The 19,214-nt window shown below is 45.9% G+C and carries 9 protein-coding genes; 2 read left to right on the top strand and 7 right to left on the bottom strand.

Annotated features, from left to right (window positions below):
- Positions 1-655: 655 nt before the first annotated feature.
- Together IKW96_RS12760 and IKW96_RS12765 are read right to left on the bottom strand one after the other, a co-directional pair.
- Positions 656-1,654 carry a GGGtGRT protein gene (locus IKW96_RS12760; protein WP_296575531.1) on the bottom strand — a complete coding sequence of 333 codons (999 nt, stop codon included), beginning with the start codon at positions 1,652-1,654 and terminating at the stop codon, positions 656-658.
- Between the two features lie 14 nt (positions 1,655-1,668).
- Positions 1,669-2,361, bottom strand: coding sequence for a hypothetical protein (locus tag IKW96_RS12765; protein ID WP_295080535.1), 693 nt, complete (start codon positions 2,359-2,361; stop codon positions 1,669-1,671).
- A gap of 480 nt (positions 2,362-2,841) precedes the next feature.
- Between IKW96_RS12765 and IKW96_RS12770 the strand changes: the two genes are divergently transcribed.
- Both IKW96_RS12770 and IKW96_RS12775 read left to right on the top strand, forming a co-directional pair.
- Positions 2,842-3,306 (top strand): C-GCAxxG-C-C family protein, encoded by a 465-nt coding sequence (locus tag IKW96_RS12770; RefSeq protein ID WP_296575534.1) that lies wholly within the window; start codon positions 2,842-2,844, stop codon positions 3,304-3,306.
- Positions 3,307-3,440: 134 nt separating this feature from the next.
- Positions 3,441-4,550: a GGDEF domain-containing protein gene (locus IKW96_RS12775; RefSeq protein ID WP_296575537.1), complete on the top strand. Its 1,110-nt coding sequence runs from the start codon at positions 3,441-3,443 to the stop codon at positions 4,548-4,550.
- A 374-nt stretch (positions 4,551-4,924) separates the two neighbouring features.
- On the opposite strand, the gene IKW96_RS12780 is transcribed toward IKW96_RS12775, so the two are convergent.
- From IKW96_RS12780 to IKW96_RS12800, 5 genes are all read right to left on the bottom strand, one after another.
- Entirely contained in the window at positions 4,925-7,000 is a 2,076-nt protein-coding gene (locus tag IKW96_RS12780) for a transglutaminase domain-containing protein (RefSeq protein WP_296575539.1), read from the bottom strand.
- Positions 7,001-7,326: 326 nt separating this feature from the next.
- Entirely contained in the window at positions 7,327-7,854 is a 528-nt protein-coding gene (locus IKW96_RS12785) for a class D sortase (protein WP_296575542.1), read from the bottom strand.
- Entirely contained in the window at positions 7,844-14,677 is a 6,834-nt protein-coding gene (locus IKW96_RS12790) for a leucine-rich repeat protein (protein WP_296575545.1), read from the bottom strand. Before IKW96_RS12790 ends, IKW96_RS12785 begins: the two co-directional genes overlap by 11 nt.
- Before the next feature lie 343 nt (positions 14,678-15,020).
- Positions 15,021-17,015 carry an EAL domain-containing protein gene (locus IKW96_RS12795; protein ID WP_296575548.1) on the bottom strand — a complete coding sequence of 665 codons (1,995 nt, stop codon included), beginning with the start codon at positions 17,013-17,015 and terminating at the stop codon, positions 15,021-15,023.
- Between the two features lie 384 nt (positions 17,016-17,399).
- Positions 17,400-19,118, bottom strand: a complete 1,719-nt coding sequence (locus IKW96_RS12800; protein ID WP_296575551.1) for a S41 family peptidase — start codon at positions 19,116-19,118, stop codon at positions 17,400-17,402.
- Positions 19,119-19,214: the final 96 nt, after the last annotated feature.

Consider the following 19,214-nt stretch of genomic DNA (forward strand, 5'->3'; position numbering starts at 1 on the left):
ATTGGATAACATTGATTGATAACGTGATCGAATTGATACACAAACGAACTTGCAAGTGGCTGTGAGATTCTTATTATTTTCCTACACTTTTCCTACAGTTTTAAGATTTTTCTGCAAAGGCAATAAGCGCCAAATCAGCTTTTCTCCCCGAAAAACAGGGACAAAACAGGATTATATTAAAACATGAAAAACTGCCGAAAATCCGTAAGCGTCGGCTTGTGGTCCCGAAGACCGTGGAGCATACAAAATCAACGTTATAACATGATGGCCGCCATTAGGCGGCCATTCGTTTTAAAGAGTGTACAAAAAAGCTCTCACAGCCGAAACTGTGAGAGCCTTGTTGTTTTATTCAGATAAACACATTAACGTGTATATCACGCCAGCTTAGTATCCTGCGCTTAGTGGATTTCGCATAAAGGTATTCTTTAGCATCGTCCAGATTCAGCGTAAAATAGCCAATCTGAGTATATTTTGGAATTACTTTCCTTCGTTGATTGCAGCCTGAGCAGCAGCAAGTGGAGCCGTCACCCACAATAAACTTAGGGTGACAAATGGGTGACAAATCACGTTGACGTTTCAAATAATAGTAAAATCCTGACAAATCATAAGACTTGTCAGGATTTCGCTTTTTTATCGTATTATAGCCGATTAGCTATTACTTCATAGCCTCTTCAACAGCAACTGCGCAAGCAACTGTTGCACCAACCATCGGGTTGTTGCCCATGCCGATGAGTCCCATCATCTCAACGTGAGCGGGAACAGATGAAGAACCTGCGAACTGTGCATCGGAGTGCATACGTCCAAGAGTATCTGTCATACCGTAGGAAGCAGGACCTGCTGCCATGTTGTCAGGGTGAAGTGTACGTCCTGTACCGCCGCCTGAAGCAACTGAGAAGTACTTCTTGCCAGCGTCAACGCGCTCCTTCTTGTATGTACCTGCAACAGGGTGCTGGAAACGTGTTGGGTTAGTTGAGTTACCTGTGATAGATACGTCAACATTCTCCTTCCACATGATAGCAACGCCTTCTCTTACATCGTTTGCACCGTAGCAGTTTACCTTTGCACGGAGACCGTCTGAGTAAGCCTTGCGGAATACTTCCTTTACCTCGCCTGTAGCGTAATCCATCTCTGTCTCAACATATGTGAAGCCGTTGATACGAGCGATGATCTGAGCAGCGTCCTTGCCGAGACCGTTGAGGATAACACGGAGGGGCTTCTGACGAACCTTGTTTGCCTTCTCAGCGATACCGATAGCGCCCTCAGCAGCAGCGAATGACTCGTGACCTGCGAGGAATGCGAAGCACTCTGTGTCCTCTTCGAGGAGCATCTTGCCGAGGTTACCGTGGCCGAGACCAACCTTACGCTGGTCAGCAACTGAACCGGGGATGCAGAAAGCCTGGAGGCCTTCACCGATTGCAGCAGCAGCGTCAGCTGCTCTCTTGCAGCCCTTCTTTATAGCGATAGCGCAGCCTACTGTGTAAGCCCACTTTGCATTTTCAAAACAGATAGGCTGGATTCCCTCTACCATCTTGTAGATATCGAGACCCTTAGCCTTACATACGTCAGCACACTCCTCGATAGAGCTGATGCCGTAGTTCTTAAGAACAGCGAGAATCTGCTTCTCACGTCTCTCATATGATTCAAATAAAGCCATTTTACAAGTCCTCCTTAGTCTTTTCTCGGATCAACGATCTTAACTGCGTCAGCAACTCTGCCGTACTGGCCCTGTGCCTTCTCAAATGCAGTATTTGCGTCATCGCCTGCCTTGATAAAGTCCATCATCTTACCGAAATTGATGAACTTGTAGCCGATGATCTCGTCGTCCTCATTAAGGGCGAGGCCTGTGATATAGCCGTCTGTGAGCTCGAGGTAACGGGGACCCTTCTTGAGAGTACCGTATGTAGTACCGATCTGTGAACGGAGACCCTTACCGAGGTCCTCAAGACCTGCACCGATTACAAGACCGCCCTCTGAGAAAGCAGACTGTGAACGGCCGTATACGATCTGGAGGAAGAGCTCTCTCATAGCTGTATTGATAGCGTCACAAACGAGGTCTGTGTTGAGAGCTTCAAGGATAGTTCTTCCGGGGAGGATCTCAGCAGCCATAGCAGCAGAGTGAGTCATACCCGAACAGCCGATCGTCTCAACGAGAGCTTCCTGGATAACGCCCTCCTTAACATTGAGTGTGAGCTTGCAGGTACCCTGCTCAGGTGCACACCAGCCTATACCGTGTGTGAAGCCGGAAATATCCTTTATCTCCTTAGCCTTTACCCACTTTGCTTCCTCAGGGATCGGAGCAGCGCCGTGAGCAACGCCCTGTGCGATAGGGCACATTGTTTCAACTTCGTGCGAATAAATCATTATAAATACTCCTTTCGGTTTTTAGGCAGCCCATATTGCCGACTGCCAAAAGCAGCGCTATATGCAGCTTTTCAGTTTCATGCACCGATACAGTGCGAATGTATCCTATTCCGTGCCGAACATACCTAATATATATTTTACGACTTTTTGGCTTTAAAATCAAGTCTTTTTTACAAAAATATTTCGCCATTTATTGTGGAGCTGCCGAACATGGCTATATTTCGCCATATGAAGCGTTAAAAAAATAACTTACTCCTCTGCTCTTGATTTTCTGCCCATAATAAGGTATAATATAAATCATAATTTTGCTTCGCAAAATTATGATTAGTTTAGAGTTTAGAGTTGAGAGTTAATGAATTCGCTTCGCTCACATTATTTAAATTATGTCGCCGCAGGCGACACCATAACTTTCAACTCTCAATTCTCAACTTCAGAATTTAGCATAGCTGAATTTCGATTTTTCGTAAGGAGAATAAATATATGGAATACGATCACGCTGATAATGCCTGCGAGCTCTTTGCAGGAGGTCTGAACTGCGCCCAGGCGGTTTTTGTAGCATTTACTGACGTTACAGGTATGGACAGAGACCTCGCCGTGCGCCTTTCCTCGTCATTCGGCGGCGGTATGGGCAGAATGCGTGAGGTCTGCGGTGCCTGCTCGGCTATGTTCATGATTGCAGGCATACTCTACGGCCCTGATGAGAGCTTCTCGCATGAGGAAAAGACCGGACACTACAAGCGCATACAGGAGCTTGCCGCTGAGTTCAGGGCAGAACACGGCACGATCATCTGCCGCGAGCTTCTAAAGGAACTCTCGGTAACAAGCACTCCCGAGCCGGAAAAGCGCACCGAAAAGTACTATAAAGTACGTCCCTGCGTAAGATTTGTAAGGACGGCTGCCGAGATACTCGACAGATATATTTCCGAAAATCCCCCGAGACTATGATTTTTTTGCAAAATATTGCCGTTTTAAAGAATATTTATTTATAAAATCTCATTATTAACAATTTATATATTGAAATTCTACGCTGATTGGTGTATAATAAATCATAACCACACCTGAGGGGAAGTGACAATTGTATGGATTCCCAGAAGAGCACTACTTTCCTAAGAGAATTCGTTTCTGACCACAAACAGCTCTTTGATAAAACACACGAAGTAACGGCATTTTCCGTTGGACTACTTGCCTGTCTCTGTGCTCATATCACGTATCTAATCATGTTCCGCATACTTGAAGTACGCGAAATGATGATATTCAATATTTTCAGCGTTCTGTTCTATATAGCGCTCATTATCTCCGTTCGTTTCGTACATGAAAGAAGCCTGCTGATCTACCTTTCGGATCTTGAGATAATAGTCCATGCTGCCTATGCAACGCACCTTATGGGCTGGCAGCCCGATTTCGCAATGTTCTTTATACTGATAATCCCCGCGACGTTCCTTACAAGTACAAAACGAATGTATATCCCGTTTATAGTCGGCGGTATATCACTGGGATTCTTCCTGTATTTCAAGATAACACTCGATTATGACGCAGTCGGCCAATACCCGTTCATGGATAACAAACTTATCAGAGCAATGCAGATAACCAACGCTTTCATTGGCGTTTTCGTTCTTGTTTGCGCTGCTATGACAAATATCCTTATCCGCGAATATATGGAGTTTCAGCTGGTGGACCAGCGCGAGAGCTTCAAAAGGCTCGCTTCTATCGACCCGCTTACCAATCTCTACAACCGACGTGCAATGAACGAGAACATCAGAAGTATCCGCAGAAGGAGCCGTTCACCCAAAAGTAAGTACGTCATCGGTATCGGCGATATCGACAACTTCAAGAAGGTCAACGATACCTACGGCCACGACGCAGGCGACAAGGTCCTTGTTTATGTGTCGAACCTCTTCATAAGCACCATTCCCGACGACGGATACGCCGCAAGATGGGGCGGTGAGGAGTTCCTGTTCATTATTCCCGAGTCCAGTATCGAGGAAGGTCTTGCCTTTACAGAAAAGATACACAAGTCACTGAGGGCTCATACCTTCGAGATCGATGACTGCGAATTCGGAGTTACCATGACATTCGGCATAAGCGTGGGAATTCCCGTCGATAAGATAGATACAGTCATAACAAAGGCTGACAAACGCCTCTATAAAGGCAAAAATAACGGTAAAAACCACACAGAATACACAGACTGAGCAAAATTCCCCGTACTCTATGTGCGGTACTCGTAAAGAAGTTTATATGGGACTTACCGGGGGAAACCTTTCTGAGGAAAGGTTCTCCCCCGAACCCCTTTCCAAAGACTTTTAACCCCAATTTTTGCAAACAGGACGCCCGACATAATAAAAACGCCCTCTGTATATCTTACAGGGGGCGTCCTGTTTGCAAAAATTTAAGCTGGAAGTTTTAGGAAAGGAGTTCGAGGATTACTCCCCGTTGTACGGGGAGATGTCCGAAGGACAGAGGGGACAGGTCCCTGTTAGGGAAACCCTTTTTCAAAAGGGTTTTCCTCAATAAATCTCACAAATACTTCTCTATGCGTATCACACAAAGTACGGGGACTTTTTTGTTATATAGGTAGCGCTTTTATGAGCTTCAGCAGGTATTTCTGTATTGTCAGAGCGTCATTCAGTGTTATTCCGTTTCCGCCGCCCTCAACATCGCCGTCTGCTATTCCCTGCCTTGTTATATGTGTTTCCGCCGTACCTTCCAGTCCGTATACATTCGGACTTGCAAGAGCCTGCATGATAAGTACTGCGTCCGACAAGTCTACTATACCGTCTCCGTTCGAGTCACCTGCAAGCTTCTGTTTTGGCTTTGCTGTGGTAGTTGTCGTCGCTTTTGCAGTTGTAATAGTCGGTTTTGCAGTAGTTGTCGTTGTTTTCGTGGTTGTAGTAGTCGGTTTTGCGGTAGTTGTCGTTGTTTTCATGGTCGTAGTGGTCGGTTTTGCAGTAGTTGTCGTTGTTTTCGTGGTCGTAGTGGTCGGTTTCGCAGTAGTTGTCGTTGTTTTCGTGGTTGTAGTGGTCGGTTTTGCAGTAGTTGTCGTTGTTTTTGTAGTTGTAGTGGTAGGTTTTGCGGTAGTTGTTGTCATTTTTGTAGTTGTAGTGGTAGGTTTTGCGGTAGTTGTTGTCATTTTTGTAGTTGTAGTGGTAGGTTTTGCGGTAGTTGTTGTCGTTTTTGTAGTTGTAGTGGTAGGTTTTGCGGTGGTTGACGTCGTTGTAGTTGTCGTGGTCGTTTCTGAAGCAGTTGTCGTAACAACAGTCGTGACCGCATTTATATTCGCCTCAAGTACCGATATTGACTTTCCTGTATACTTTACAGGAACACTTCCGGTGCTGTCGGCATGATGATACTCGGTATCCAGTCCGTAATACATATTCACTCCGTCTGAATACATACCGTAAATGTAACCCGTTTTCTTTTCAGCTTCCGAAAGCTCGTAGGCTTTTGACTTTTGACCGTCATACAGGGCATATATCACTGTAGGGGTCGAATAATACACTATACCGTTCACTATTTCGGGGACGGTAAAGGCCTCTGTCCAGTAGGAACGCGGATTTCCCCATACATACCATACAGAATCGGGAGAACCGATACTCGCCAAAGCCTGTACAGACGAGGTCTTATGAGCAGCTCCATCATATTTTGCCAGTTCTGCCGTGACCTTGCCGGGCTTGCCCTTTATTGTGAGCCAGCCGCCCTCATAGGGCTTGATAACAGCTCTCGAATCCAGCCAGAATGCGCTGCTGAATGTATCGGGCACCTGCAAATTATACAGGTCGTTTCCGAAAACGTCTTTCCAGTCATTGGTATCATGGTTCTCGACTGCGATTTCAGGTACAGTTCTCAGGAAATTTGAATGCTTTACGATACCCTTGTAGCCGCAATAGCCGTCGTCCCAGGCAACATCAACGAAATAACGGCTTCCGTCTATGGTAATGACGTTCCATGCGTGTGAAAGCTCGTCGCTTGTGACAAGCTCAGTGCGTATGCCGAGCTTATTCATAAGCTTCGCATAAAGCTCAGAATAGCCCTCGCAGACAGCCATGCCGTTCTTGAGCATTCCGTATGAGCTGTACTGCTCCCTGTCAGGGCGGGTAACAGCTCCGTAATAGGCAGGATAATCATAATCAAAGCTCACTGCAAGATAATCGTGGATATACAGGGCTTTTTCCTCATCGGACCAGCTGTCGTCAACTCCGGACAGGATATCGTCGAGCTTTGCCATATAGGCGTTGTACTGCTCCGTGTACTCGCTGCCGCTGAAAAGATAGGAAAGATTTATGGTACTGCTGCTCGGCAGATATGTGATTGTTCCTTTTTTTGCAAGCATTCCCACGTCATAGCAGGCGGCAACGTGCCTGTATATGCTTATAAGGCTGTCGGTATTCGCGGAAGTCATCTTTATGCCCTTATTCCTGAAATCCACAGTGCTGCTGTGTGAGTAAAGCGCCTCATATACCACCTCCGCAGCTTTTTTCGTCTGCTCAGCCGTCATGCCGCTTATCTCACCGATATACGAAAAATCGGGCATCGATGGAATTATGTACTCAGCAATGGCAACATCATTCGGTATCAGATACGTCATCATAAGGAATGAAACAGCCATTGCCGCTGCTCTTTTTGAATGCCGTTTGCTTGTCATACTCCATCACCCTTTCAGATACTGCATTTTATAGAAATAATTAACATATTTCTTTCAACTATTTATTCTATAATTGTATCATACCACAATAATAAAATTATTTCAATTGATATCATGCATGAAAAAAGAGTAAAATATGTATGCAAATTCACGGACACAATGAACTTTTTACGGTATACTGCGAAAAATCGGCTCGGCTCAAACCTGGTACTTATATAGCATTTTGTACTTTCTATTGAGGGAAGAACCTTTCCTCAGAAAGGTTTGCCCCGATATAAAGTATAAGTTTCTGTATAAGTATCAAGTTTGAGCCGGGCCGTTGTTTTTTATTTCAGGACTCCCACGACTATCTGCCGCTGAGTACCGTCGTCGGTACAGGTAACTATCGTTACTCTGTTATCACCGAAATCCCCAAGTATCCATGTTTCATTCGGTTCGACGATAAAGCTCTCGCTCACGGTATAGCTGTAGCAATTCTTAGCTGTGTCGTACAGCTTTATCTCCATGCCTGGCTCCGCTTTTTTGAGATCGTTGAAATACTCCTTGTAGATCGTACTGCTGTGACCTGCAATACAGTAATTTCCTTTTCCCAATTCGCCGCTTCCCATGAAATGCCCTGCCGCTTTGGCAAGTACTTCATTATCAGTTCCTTCCAAAATAGGAGCTTTAATATTCAGATCAGCGATCTCAATAACGGGATTTTCACGCATGAGCTTATGCTTGCGGTACTCTCTGTACAGCTTTCTGCCGCAAAAGAATCCTAAAATACTCGTTCCGAGAAGTATTGCGGCGAGCCCTGTTATAAACAGAGCCCACTGCTTTTTTGTTGGTTTTTCCTTTGTATTATTCTTCATTATCCTTATGGCGTTCAAATATTCCCGACTTCAGAACGGCTGCAAGACCAAGTGCGATCATGATAAGTGCTCCGAATGCCATTAAAATATTTGTCATTGTTTTGTTTCCTGTCTGCGGGAGCGAAACAGCTTCATTTGCTGAATTTGTTCCCTCACCTGTCTCAGGGTCGATAGTGTATGTATCGAGAACCTTGCCTGACTTGTCCCTGAGTACTATCTCAAGCTGACCGTCGGCGGTGGTCTTTACGTCTGTATCTCCGACCTGCTTGACATTCTTCTCCTGATAGTCGATGACTGCCCATTTAGCAAGCTGCTCGTCTGAAGCGATATTTTTATCGTCAGCTGTTGTTACGGGAGCTGTGGTGGTAGTAGTCGCAGTAGTTGTTGTTGAAGTCGTAGTTGTTGTAGATGTAGTTGTAGTTGATACAGCTGTCGTCGTATCGGTGACTACAGGACCATTTCCGCTGAGATCGTAATTTCTGCCCGAAAGGTCAGTCACCTTGCCCTCTGCTATGAGCCTGCAGCCTTCCTTTACGGTAATAACTGCATTATCCGCTATGAGAACATCAACATATTCGGGGATAGTCACGTCAGCTGTTACCACAACGTTTCCGAACAGTGTGAGCTCGGTCTTTTCGCCTGCTGTTACTGCATCTTCAACTGCATATCTGATATCAGCATATGCCTCATTGCTGCTGAGCATTGCGACTGCCTCGTGATGTATAGGACAACAGTCTGTGAGCTCTCCGCAAACGTCGCATACACGTACTGCAAAGCCCGCCTTTTCACCCTGTGGAGCATAAAGCACCCTGAATCCGCCTGTTGATATGCACTGATGCGCTTTGACGCTGTGTATCCTCTGCTCTTCCTTAGTACCGTCTGCGTACTCATATATGAGAGTTCCGTTTACTCCGTCTTTGAGAGCCTTTACCCTGATAATATCCTCATCGCCTGTTACTGCAAACTTTCCGTCTTCGCCTATTTTGCTGCCGTTGATGTCCGAAAGCTCAAATGCGCTGTCTGATACAGAGTTTGCCGCACCTTCGGCAGAAGGAGCTCCGTGACGTGTATCTACCTCAACGTAAATGTTTTTCAGCAGCTTGCCGTGATTACGATGATACACGAAATAGTCGCCAATTATGTTAAGAGCACCGCGAAGTCTTCCGTTTCCGTATCTTCCGTTCACATAATCGGTAAATGCATTGGAAACTTCCTGCTCGTCATTTATATTCATGTTGAATATAAAGTCATTCCTGAATTTTTCAAGTTCATTCCGAGGATCTGACGGTCCGTTGAAAATATCTCTCAGTCTGTTTCGTGCCGTGTCTGTGATAATGTCAACTTGTTTGCTGAATTTCGGAGCGTTTGAGCTGTCTTTTATCACCTCACAGTCTATAGGTGTCTGAGCGCCGTAGAAGTTCACAACTACATCGCGTAAGATGTGCTCCGTAGGAAGCTCGCTGAAATATTTCGCATACGCCGAGCGGACCAGGTCTAACCGGAAAAGGTCGGGATCGGCTGAGAGCATATCATACAGCAGATTTTCATTTGCGTCAAATATTTCCGCTGACAGATACTTTTCATAAACCGACTTCCAAAGATCCTTGACGCTGATCTCAAGCTTCGCCGCATTTTCCCTTCCCGGCAGCAGTTCTGAAACTTTCAGATCATAGCCGCCTGACCACTGGAGCGTTTCCTTTTTAGTCTGTGATTGTTCGCCGGAAATGTTGATAAAGCCTAAATCCATATCTACTTTGTCCTTAAGGGTTACCTTTGAGGTCTGCTTCAAGCTTTTCACAAACAGATCAAGGTCGTAGAGAGGTGCGTTGGTCCTGTTTTCAATTTCTATACTGAAAACATAATCCTTCCTGAAATACGAATACTCGGGAATAGTTATATACATCTTGATAGCGTCAGTGGTGAAAACCCTGAATTCGTCCTTGGTACTGAATTCTTTTTCATACGGATCATTGCGGTCACCGTTCTTGTAACCTTTCAATTCAGCTTTAAGCGGAGGATATACCCCTGCCTTGTCAGCACGGAGATACCAGTGAGCCACTCTCGGCACCCATGGATCAAGATTTTCAAGCTCCTGAATCCTTTCACTGTTAACAAGCGTCAGTCCGTCCTGAAAATCGAGAGCTGCACGGCAGTTTGTGACAGTACCGCCGCCTATGTTGAAAACAAACAGCTGAACATCGTAAAATTCCTTGAGCCACCTGCAATTTCCGTCCACGAACATATACATTTCTTCTTCCGCATTCTGCTCATGGTATACATATGCTCCGAGCTCTTCAATAAATTGACCGCCGTTATGCTCTGTATCATTGTCATCGTCGTCTTCCAGCTCGATTATACGTCCGTCTGCAAGTGTAAATTGTATTCTGCTGTAAAGATTATCAAAAAAGCTGTCGTAAATACAATCCCTCTGGATAACTACTCCAGCAGCGCCGTAAGTAGCGTCGATAGTATAACTGAAGCTGTTGAAGTTTTCCGCACCGCTGAGGTCGATACCTGTTTCTTCGATCTCTGTCTTGTTCATCTGCCTCATACTGAGACTGCCTACAATGAGAGGAGACTTTGTAGTAGTCGCTGCAGTCGTGGTCTCAGCGGTAGTTGTTGTAGTCGTTGATTCAGTAGTTGTGGGTGTTGTGGTAGTTGTTGTGGAAGTCGTTGTTGTAGTAGTGGTAGTAGTGGTCGTTGTGGTTGTTGTGGTTGTAGTAGTGATGGTCGTTGTGGTTGTTGAGGAAGAAGTCGTTGCTGTGGTAAGTGTAGTTGTTGTGGTGGTGGTAGCAGCAGTTGTTGGCGCTGCAGTGGTAGTTACAGGCTGAGCTTGCTCAGTCAATGCAATACAGAGCTCGCCGTCCTTATCAATACTGAGCTCGCCGTTTGCCTTTATCATCGGCATGAAGTTCTTCAGCACGTCTGCTGACACATATTTTCCGAGTCCATTGGTGACAGCTCCCGAAGCCTCTGCGTAAATACTGGTATCAGCTCCTGTAACTGCGCCTGTGATATTTACAGGCTTGTCCTTCGGAATGTAAATACCGCCGTTTTTACCTGTTATGCTGATATTTCCGCTGAGGTTGACAGCGCATTCGCCTAAGCACTTTATACCGTAATCATAGTCGCTTATGAGCTTTCCGCCGGAAATGTTTACTTTTGCGCCTGAATCACCTGTATAGACCGCAGGTCCGTAGTTTGAATGCAGCTCTGTTCCTGTGATGTTGATATTACCCGATACATTGCCTGCCAGCCATACAGCCGAACCATCTTCGTCGGATATATTTTCTCTGCTTCCGTTGAAAGTCAGTTTGCCGCCTGCAAGGTTTACATTACCCTTTTCCGTTCTGACAGAAAGCGCATTGCTTGAATAACCTATCACTTCTCCGCCGTTCAACTCGAAATCGCCCGCATTTATCCTTACTGTAGCATAGGTTGTTCCCTTATCATAGCCGTAGAATGTGCCGCCGTAAATGGTAAGCTTATTATACGATGTGATAAGATTATTGGAAGCTGTGCTCCTTACGGCACCTGTTTTTTCTGCCGAGCTGTCTCTTATGATGACCTCGCTGCTGTTGCTGCAGTTTATGGCAGGAGCATTTATTGTATGTCCGTTAAGGTCAAGGTCGAGTATACCGCTTATTGACGCTGTTCCGCTGAGAGTAACATCGCAGCCAAGCTTATAGATGCCGCCGACAGGAAGTCTGTCAGACCTGTTCCATATCCTGCCTTCGCTCTCAACAAACTTCAAATTGTGTTCGTTCGCATATTTTTCGGCAGCAGTACCCTTGTAGCCGTAAATGGTGTCGATCTTGCTTCCGTCAAGGGCTTTAGGATTGATATTCGTTACACTTGCAGGGATAAACAGAGACGTAAAGGTAGTTCCGCTGAATGCAAAACTGCGTATATCAGTAACATATTCAGGGATATCCACTCCCTTAAGCTTTGCACAGTTGCCGAATGCATAATCGGATATTGCCGTTACAGATGTGGGAAGAGTTACAGATTCAAGCTCTGTACAATCCATAAACAGGTAGGCAGTATTAATTGACTTGACCGCCTCGGGGATAACAACCGATCTCAGGCTTGTGCCTCTGAAAGCACTATTTCCAACGGTTGTTACTGTCTCGGGTATCTCTATCTCTTCAAGTGCCGCACAGTTATGGAATGCGGCATCGCCCAATGCCTTTAAGCCTGAAGGCAGTTCCACTGATTCAATAGAAGTGTTAAAAAATGCTGAAGCTCCCAAAGATTCAAGATTTTTCGGAAGCACTACAGATCTTATGCCGCTGTTCGCAAAAGTACTTGTGGCTATACTTTTGACATTATCAGGTATCTTTATGCTTTCAAGCGCAATAGTATCATAGAAAGCATAATAGCCGATATCCGTAAGCGCCTCGGGAAGCTCAATGCTCTTCAGCGCACTACAGCCATGGAAAGCACTATCGCCTATACTTGTAACCGTTTCGGGGATATCTATGCTTTCAAGTGCAGCACACCAATAGAAAGCATGATTCGGCAAAGCAGTAAGCTTCGACGGTAGCTTTACAGACTTCATGTTTTTGAGGCAGCTGTATGCATTATCGGGAAGTGTTGTAAGACTGTCATCATATATAACAGTTTCAAGATTTGCCCCCTCAAACGTATACGTATTCAGCGTTTTCAGAGAAATCGGCATTTTTAGCTCTGTAATGCCGCATTCTCTGAATGCCTGATAACCGATAAGCTCCACGCTGTCGGGAATATCCAATGTTTTGAGAGCTGTACAGCCCTTGAAGGCACTATCGCTTATACTTGTCAGGGCAGAGGGCAGCTTTACGCTCTCAAGCGCCATACAGTTGCCGAAAACATGAGTAGGAAGAGCCGTTATGCCCTCGTGGATTTCAACAGCCTTGAGCTTTGTGTTTGCAAAAGCAGAAGGGTATATCTCTTTGAGTCCTTTTGGCAGCTCAAGCTCTGTTATACCACTGCCGTTCAGCGCACTCGCACCTATGCTCGTTACAGTTTCGGGGAACTCTATGCCTGTGAGCCTGGAGCAGCCGTTGAACATATTATCAGGAACAGCCGTAAGCTTTGACGGCAGCTTTATGCTGCTGAGCATACCATCGCTATTGAACATACCCACAGGAAGTTCCGTGAATCTTTCGGGTATCTCCATAGATTCGATCTTTGAATATGCAAAACAGTAAGGCTCAAGTGTCTTGACAGAATCAGGCAGCGCCAATTCCTTTACGCCGCAGCTCTGGAAGGCATACTGACCTATACTTGTTACATTTTCGGGAATATCAACGCTTGTTAGCGAAGCACAGTTGTAAAATGCATTCTTTGGTATAGCTGTCAGCTTTGAAGGAAGCTTTACGGTTCCCATATGTGAAGCGCCCGAATAAGCATTGTCGGGGAGCGTAGTTTTGTCATCGGGATAGTTTATGGTCTCGATGTTGGAGCTTCCGAATGCATCTCCCTCAATATACGTCACAGAGGCAGGGATATCCAGCTCCTTTATCTTAGTAGCTTCAAATGTCCAGCGTCCGATATAAGTTAAGGTATCGGGGAGCTCCAGACTGCTGAGGGCTGTTGAAAAATAGAAGACATTATTCATAAGCTTTTCCAGCTTTGACGGAAGTGTCACTTTCTCCAGTGATTTACAGCCTGAGAATGTGTATTCTTTAAGAACTGTCACACTGTCGGGAATTTCTACAGACTTGAGCCCACTGCCACGGAAAGCGCTTGCCCCAATGGAAGTAACGCTGTCCGGGATAGTCACTGACTCAAGCGGACAGCCATTGAATGCGCTTCCACCTATAGAAGTAACGCTGTTTGGGATAGTTACTTTTTCGAGTGGGGAATTCAGGAAAGCAAAATTACCGATAGAAGTAACCGTATCGGAGATGACTGCCGATTTGATCTTTGTGTACGCAAAAGCAGAGTCGCTGATAGAAGTTACCTTTTTTCCGTTTATTTCAGACAGTATCTCAGCCTTTTCCGCTTCGTATTCGCCGTAAGCTACCTCAGCGTGGTCATCGTACACTGCATATGCTATAGAGTCCTTTACGATCAGGTCATATTTCTTTACAGTGCTTGAAGCCTTTGCCTCCGACTCAGGGTCGATGAGGATATATCCGTCGTAAGGAGTGCCGTTAAGAAGCTTATCACCGCTCGTATCGGCTGTTTTCGGCTTCTTTTCACTTTCATACAATATATTGTCGGAAGCATTTGCACCGTACATGGTAAGGCGTGTAGCATTATTGACCGTATCGCATATATTGAAGTAGAATATGTCGCCCGGCTTGGCATATTCGGGGATAGTTACATCAATAGCTGCATATACGCCGTTTTTGCCGTGTCCGCTGGTGAAATACATATGAAGCACCTGTCTGTACCCCGAAGCAGACAGATTTGAAGCTGAAAGATTAACTCCGCTCGTTCCTCCCGACTCAGGCTTCCTTACAGAAGCTGCAAGACGGGCGTCCATATCAATGTTCACGTTTCCGTATGCATAGTACGCGATTTCGTCACTTATATTTTCGTCATTGATGTAAACATTCATTGTCACCTTAGAACCTGCGGCAGACGCAGGAACTGTCAGTTTGTCCATAGAAAGGCATGGATCGGCTGTGATCTTTTCATCAGCAGCGCCTGCTTTTCTTTCTTCATCGCCCAACCAGTATGTATTATGGGACGGTATCTCAGCTGTGGAGCTGAGGTCGGCAGCTGTCGCGCTGAGGAGCATTGTCCCTGCCAGCTGTCCTGTTATCACAGAAGCTGCTGCAAGTAATGAAATTGCTTTTCGGGCAGGCATTCCGAGAATTTTGCGGATCATTTTTAATTCCTCCTTTTTCCAGTGCCGAATATTCAAGAAGATATGAACTATAGCACCTGTTATGGCTTATGATGTGTATGAGGCTTGGAAGCGACCGCCTCGTGTATGTGATTTATTTTGCATAATAAAATATAACAACGTAAGTAAATTATATCGCTTTTTATACAACAAGTCAATATTAAAAATTGCGCTCTTTCTCTTTCTGTTGTCTTTTTGTGCTATTTATTAATATTATTTAGTAATTCTGAACCGATTTCTCGTTTTTCCCGAAATATTTTCAGCACAAAAAAGCCTGTCATGCAGCAAGTCCAATGACTTTTCCTGCAAAACAGGCTTTTTATTATTACCCTTCAATAACGATAGTATCAGCTCCGTTAAGCGTAAATACGAATTTTCCGTGAGCCGAATCAATATTTTCGCGCTTGAAGTAGTTTCCCACATTCGCAGCAGAATTGAGGATCACATGAGTATTGGCGTCAGTCTGCATAATTCTCGTATCCCCTGTAAATCCGCCGATACCAAGGGATTGGCTGCCCTCCACCGTAAGTCTGACGGCAGCCTGTTCAAAGTTGATATCGCTTTTTCCCTCAAGAGCAGCAACAGCCGAGCAGCGCTCTCCCTTGATGTTCACGAAGCAGCTGGCTTCATTTACTGTAAGCTTCACTGTTTCACCGTCAAGAGTTCCTATGCCGACAAGCTCTATGCCCGACATGAATATCTTCGCAGAGGTCTTATATATCCTGATATCGACGCTTCTGCCGATAGTGCCGATAGCCGTTCCGCGTGCCGAGGTCATTTCCATGCCGATATCACAGTCATGTATACACAGCTCCGTAGACGCATACAGCGCTCCGATGCCCACTGCAACATCTCCCTGCAGATTCAGACGGTACTGCCCCGAGTTTATCCTTATGATACCGCCGTTTCCGGAACCTATGGCTACGCCCGTCTGCCCGTGGGAATTAACGGTAAGTCTGCCCGACTGCTCAAAAACGAGCTCACCGTGCAGAAGTCCTGCACCGTTTCCGATACCATAGTACTCCTTATCGTCGAGGCTTATCTCAAGTCTTCCGTCTCCTGCAAGGGTGAACTTCGAGGACTCGGGAACTCTTATTCCGCCCATATCGAGCTTATTGTCCCCGACAAGAACGACTGTTATGTCATTTTCCTCGCCGATGTCTATGCAGGGTTTGTTTTTTATGCTTGTGAGCCATGCGTTTTCGAGGATTATCCGGCCGCAGAAGCCCTTCCGCGTTTCGATACGTATCTGCGAGTCAACGTTCGGATCGCCCTCAACAGTGACATCGCCGTTTCCGTTTGCTCCCACTACTATACACTTGATACCCGACGGCGCAAGTCTGTCAAGGAGTACTCTCTCCGCACTGTCCGCAAGATAGACCTGCTGTCCTATGCCCTCCTCGCGTTCCTGATGATAGCGCTTTATGAGCTGCTTTATATCATCGGGAATCGAGCTGATTATCTCAGGAACAGGTCTTGCCGTAAAATAGCCCTGTATAAGGTCAGCTCCCAGGAGTATCACCGTATGGAGCTCCTCTGCGGTCTCAACTCCCTCTGCGAGAGCGAGGATATCATTATCGTGGCAGAACTGGATTATTTCTCTTACAAAATGGCGCTTTTTCGGGCTTGTATGTATCTCATGGAGCAGAGAACGGTCTATTTTCACGAAATTCGGCATATACCGCAGGAGATTTCCAACGTTGGAATATCCCGAACCGTAATCGTCGATAGCCATTTTTACGCCCATATTCTTGTAGCGTTCCTTTAGCGCCTCAAGGCTCTCATCGTCGATCTCTGACTGCTCTGTCATCTCGACAACCGCCGTATCTGCGTGCTTCAGAAGCATTTTCGTGACTTTTCTGTAGTCCTCTGCATCGAGCTTTGCCTCCGGAATGCTGTTTATGAACACCGCTCTTCCAAGGAACTCGCTTTTCCGCAGGTCTATGATACCGAGCACGTTAAGAAAAGTGCCGCGCTCTATATCGGGAAGTCTGTTGACAAGCCCTGCGTATTTCAGTATATGGAGCGGTGACAGCTTCATGGAGCTCTTTGGTCTCATAAGGGCTTCGTATGAGAATATCTCACCGTCCTTAGCGCTGACAATCGGCTGAAAATAGTAATCGAACTGGTTTTCGTCTATAATTCGCTCTGTTTCTTCGAGCTCAGCCCTCTCGTGATCCGTAAGCGACATCAGCTTGTGGTTGACAATGCCGCTGTAATTCCTGAAACGTACAAGCATTTCGGCTATGCTGTCCGCGTCCTTCAATATAAGTTCTTCTGTTTCCCCTTTATGCTCACTGCAATACTTTTCAAGGAGCAAATTGCGATCCCCGTCCGTAGAAAGCTTTAAAATGTCACTCAACAGGTCATGTATCCAAGATATATCGGGATTTTCGTTGCGTTGCTGTTCCAATTGCTCTCCCCCCTGTCCGAAAGCTATAAGCATTTTCCTTATTATACCACTTTTTTAAACAATTTTCAAGCATTTTAACCAAAAATTCATATTCTTGCCGAAAAAAATATAATATTTTTCTCCCTGTATAAAAATATCCCCGAAGTTTAACACGATTCTCATATAGGAGCTTTGTACCTTATACTGAGAGAAACCTTCTTTTAAAAGGACTTCTCCCGTTATAAAGCATAAATAGCTGTATAAGTATCGCGTTAAGGGCTTCGGAGATAACTGAATATATGAAGTTTGAAACTATTTCTCACCGTTTTCGAGGAAATCTACTGCCCAATCGAGCTCATAGTCCTTATTATCGCGGAATATTGCCATTGCCGCGTCATAGTCAAGCGGGATACGCACCTCAACAGGATTACGGCTGACCATATCGGCTCGGGTGTCTATGTCGGGCTCGCAGTCCTCATTGAGCGTAAGTCCCACAGGATAGCCAACGCTGACTACCCCATCTGACAGGATACAGCCGCCGCCTGTCATCTGACCGCTGCCGCTTGGGTCAGTGATACCTGCGAGAGTAACATTCGGCAGCTTTGAAAGCTGATACGCTGTTACGTCGCCTGCACTTATACAGTTCATATTTGTCAGCGCAACTACCTTAATATCGGCAAATTCTCCGTCGCCGTGCAGGCTGTGGTAAGCTGTGCGGACGTATTCTCCGTTTCTGCGGAAACCGACTCCCTGCACATAGCTGTCCTCGTTGGTGAAAAGGTCGCAGAGCGCGCAGCCCACCTCGTCATGACCGCCTTGATTGTTCCGCAGGTCAACTACAAGGTACTCCATTCCCTGCTCTTTCAGCCTGCGGAGCTTTTTGCGGAACATCTCCCTTGCACTGCTGCTTTCGCCCCTGAAAAAGTTGATATAGTCACGTATGTTGCTGCCCGTGGTCTCAGCGCTGAGCCTCAGGTAGCCGCATTTTTCGTTCAGCATTTTCGTGCCGAAATTGGACACCAGTATCTCCCTGCGGCTATCGGGACTGTGGGTAAAGGCGTCTAAAGCTTCGTCGAGCGTATGCTCGTCCTCACGCGCCGAAAGTACGGCAGTCTGCTCCGCACCCGAACTGTCGATGAACGTGACCTCAGCAGTTTCGCCGCCCGTTTGCGAAAGCTCAAACATAGCAAGGCGGTCAGCATTGGCTTTTACGGGAACTCCCTCATACTCCGTGAGCTCTTCGGCAGCCTGCAAAACAGGCTTTCCATTCCATTTCGTTATTACAGTTCCGTCCTCTATCCCGAGCCTGTTTACCTCTTTTTCGGTGCAGACCGCAATAACTTCTCCGCTGTCCAGCTGTACCATTGCAAGTCCGTAATCGTTCATCTCGAATGCAGAATGATACTTACTCTCGTCATAATCACTGTAGACCATTACGTGACCATCGTGGAGCTCACTGCAAAACATGAATACAGCGTCAGAAAAAACAGCAGGATCATTATTTTTCTCGGCTTCTCTCACAAGGGGCATATATTTCTCTTCAAGAGCGGAAAAATCCAGCTCCTTCCACTCCTTGAGGACGTAACTCCTGTCCATTTCCCTTACCATTGCATGAAAGGACTTTGTGTAGCTTTTCCGCGTGAAATTGTGCATATCACCGGAAAAAGTACAGGAAATAACACCTAATATTACCGTCATTACTCCTGTTATCGGTGCAAATATCCTGTAACCCTTTTCCATATCCGCGCACAGCATCGGCACAAAGGCAATGAGCGCTATGAGGTACATAGGCGTGTAATTGCTCAGCAGATGCGGAGCTCCCGAAACATAGATTAAATGATGGGCAAGCATTATCAGGTAAGGTATGAGGCAAAGCTTTCGCCAGCGTCTGATCTTGCCGTCATAGTCCCTCCAGCGATGATGAAGCACGGCAAGCACCAGCATAGTCAGCATTAAAGCTCCGCACCATAGAATATGTATTTTATTCGCTTGTGCAAGAAGGAACAATAGTCTTCCCCATAAATTTTTCATATCAGCTCTCCATAATCAAAGAAATTGCAGCCCACAATGAAGCTGCGTCGAAAAAGACAGTCACAGGCACATTTTCAGCTCCCATGACTGTCCGCA

The organism is Ruminococcus sp., assembly GCF_017549005.1.
GTDB lineage: Bacteria > Bacillota > Clostridia > Oscillospirales > Ruminococcaceae > Ruminococcus.

Excerpts from the sequence above, each read along its gene's own strand:
- IKW96_RS12760 (WP_296575531.1), bottom strand. The coding sequence starts at position 1,654 with ATGGCTTTATTTGAATCATATGAGAGACGTGAGAAGCAGATTCTCGCT.
- IKW96_RS12765 (WP_295080535.1), bottom strand. The coding sequence starts at position 2,361 with ATGATTTATTCGCACGAAGTTGAAACAATGTGCCCTATCGCACAGGGC.
- IKW96_RS12770 (WP_296575534.1), top strand. The coding sequence starts at position 2,842 with ATGGAATACGATCACGCTGATAATGCCTGCGAGCTCTTTGCAGGAGGT.
- IKW96_RS12775 (WP_296575537.1), top strand. The coding sequence starts at position 3,441 with ATGGATTCCCAGAAGAGCACTACTTTCCTAAGAGAATTCGTTTCTGAC.
- IKW96_RS12780 (WP_296575539.1), bottom strand. The coding sequence starts at position 7,000 with ATGACAAGCAAACGGCATTCAAAAAGAGCAGCGGCAATGGCTGTTTCA.
- IKW96_RS12785 (WP_296575542.1), bottom strand. The coding sequence starts at position 7,854 with ATGAAGAATAATACAAAGGAAAAACCAACAAAAAAGCAGTGGGCTCTG.
- IKW96_RS12790 (WP_296575545.1), bottom strand. The coding sequence starts at position 14,677 with ATGATCCGCAAAATTCTCGGAATGCCTGCCCGAAAAGCAATTTCATTA.
- IKW96_RS12800 (WP_296575551.1), bottom strand. The coding sequence starts at position 19,118 with ATGAAAAATTTATGGGGAAGACTATTGTTCCTTCTTGCACAAGCGAAT.